Here is a 2,162-nt window from a genome sequence, read left to right as displayed (position 1 = left end):
TTGACCAGCCGAAGGCTGGCCTCCGGTGAGAGGCAGGAGCCTCTCATTAGTCCCCGGGAGCATAGATAACTATGTGACTGGGGTGAGCGACAAATCTGCCAGGAGCAGATTTGAACGTCGCTTGCGACGGCCCGTGAGGGCGAGGCCCATGGATGGGCCGAGTAATCCGCAGCCAACACATAAGCAACTCGAAGTATGAAGGGTATAGTGGCATAAAAGGTTATTTCTCTACAGAAAGAACAATCCTAATCCGTCAGCAGTCTCCCTTTTTCGTCAGTTGAAAATGCAGATACAACGCGCGCCACCCTGCCGGCGTAATCGTCACTTCGCGAAATCCCGCGGTAGTGCTAAACCAGCCGTTCTCCAGACCGTGCTGCAGCAGCGCCGCGCCCGCCGCGCCCCCAAGATGAAAGCGTCGTTCGCTCCAGTCCAGACAGCCGCAGCAGGCTTTGCGCCGGGAGCCGCGCTTCACCACCACTCCCAGCCGGGCAAAGTGCGCTTCCCCGGCGAGCGTCAGCGCCGTTCCGTCAGGCGTTATCCACGCTTCACGCTGCAGAAAATCATACAGCGATACCGCCACTTCTCCGGCCAGATGATCGTAACAGGTGCGCGCCAGGCGCAAATTGACCGGCGTGCTGGTTGCGAGCGCCACCGCGCGCTTGCCGGCCATGGTCATCATATTCTCCAGCAAACCGGCGACATCGCTACCGGCGAGGCGGTAGTAGCGATGCCGGCCCTGAGCAAGGCAGATTAATAAACCGCTGTTGACCAGGCGGCTAAGATGCGCGCTGGCGGTCGAAGGGGAAATATCGGCGACGGCAGAAAGCTCGGTCGCCGTCCACGCCCGGCCGTCCATTAAGGCGCACAGTATCTTCAGGCGCGAGGCATCCGCCATCGCCGACGCCACTGCCGCCATCGCTTCGGCCAGGGACTCATCGTCTTCAATTAGCTCAACAGGTTTTAACATAGTGCCTCGCTTATTTTCCCTAACCACAAACAGCAGCCAGAGTACCGGGGATGGGCAGGTTAAGCACGATATTCGCGCAGCACCTGAGCCACCCGAATGTGATAACAGGCGAAAATGCTCTCCCGCCCCTCTTTCTGCGCAGCCTGATGGCAAAGGTTGCGTTTCCACGCCTGCACAGCTTCCTCATCCCGCCACCAGGAGAGCGACAAAATTTTCCCCGGTGTGGTCAGGCTTTGGAAACGCTCAATGGCAATAAAACCGTCAATATTGTTCAGCAGCGGCTTCAGCTCCGCCGCCAGCGCTAAGTAACGTTCCTGACTCGCCGGAGTGACCTCGGCTTCAAAGAGTACGGCAATCATCCCATTGTCCTCACGCAATCTGTGTGAGGGTCACTGTATCTTTTCACCCTGGCTCAATGCTTCGTTGACGGGCGAAATATCGCCGCTTTACTTGCTCAAAAAACAGCCAATGCATTCACATTAAAAATGATTAATCACGCGAGGCGAGAAAACTGCGCGGCTGTTGAGATCGTTTTCCACGGCGAAAGAGACGCTGCAGAATAAATTATCTGTTTGTTTTTCTTGGAAATAAAAAATTAAAATTTAGGTATTCGTCATCATACCGTCACAAAAGTGTGATCTAAATCGCACTTTTTGCAACGCGCGTTATAGTTAGCAGACTTATTATAAGTCCATCGAAAGCAACAACGCTTTCCACCATAAAAGTTAAAAGGACAAACACCATGAAAAACGTAAAATTACTTGCCGCTGCCGGTATGCTGTCTCTGGTCTCTTTCGCTAGCTTCGCTCAGCCTGTTAGCGTAACCGCTGATACGCTGGACAACGCCGAAGCCAAAATCGCCGCCATTGCTAAAGACCAGGGCCAGTCTTATCACATTACCGAAGCGTATACCGGTAACCAGGTTCATATGACCGCCGAGCTGTCTAAATAACCGAATGGTTGCAGAGGGAGCTGCCGGACAGGTCGCCTGACGGCGGCTGGTCTGGCTCCCGCCACATAATAAGCACACAGCAATGTCGAGCCCCTTGATGGGGCTTTTTTTGTTGCTGGCGAACAGTGCCCCCACAGCCTGGTTTGTGGGTTCACTGCCGTCTGCGGTGCCGTAGCCCGGACAGATGCGCAGCATCGCCTCCGGGAAATTCAGCCACTCTGCGCGCTGCTCCCGGGGGCGGCG

At 55.3% G+C, this 2,162-nt stretch carries 3 protein-coding genes; 1 reads left to right on the top strand and 2 read right to left on the bottom strand.

Annotated elements, in window-relative coordinates:
• Window positions 1-253: 253 nt before the first annotated feature.
• Window positions 254-967, bottom strand: coding sequence for a winged helix-turn-helix domain-containing protein (locus ABLU87_RS04745; protein WP_014226699.1), 714 nt, complete (start codon window positions 965-967; stop codon window positions 254-256).
• A 59-nt stretch (window positions 968-1,026) separates the two neighbouring features.
• Complete coding sequence (locus tag ABLU87_RS04740) at window positions 1,027-1,326, bottom strand: antibiotic biosynthesis monooxygenase (RefSeq protein WP_014226700.1); 300 nt, start codon at window positions 1,324-1,326, stop codon at window positions 1,027-1,029.
• Window positions 1,327-1,709: 383 nt separating this feature from the next.
• Between ABLU87_RS04740 and ABLU87_RS04735 the strand changes: the two genes are divergently transcribed.
• Window positions 1,710-1,919 carry a YdgH/BhsA/McbA-like domain containing protein gene (locus ABLU87_RS04735; RefSeq protein ID WP_014226701.1) on the top strand — a complete coding sequence of 70 codons (210 nt, stop codon included), beginning with the start codon at window positions 1,710-1,712 and terminating at the stop codon, window positions 1,917-1,919.
• The last annotated feature ends 243 nt before the right edge of the window (window positions 1,920-2,162 follow it).

Origin of the sequence: Klebsiella sp. CB_Kp196 (assembly GCF_040061575.1) — a bacterium.
GTDB lineage: Bacteria > Pseudomonadota > Gammaproteobacteria > Enterobacterales > Enterobacteriaceae > Klebsiella > Klebsiella michiganensis.
This window is presented reverse-complemented; position numbering and strand designations above follow the sequence as displayed.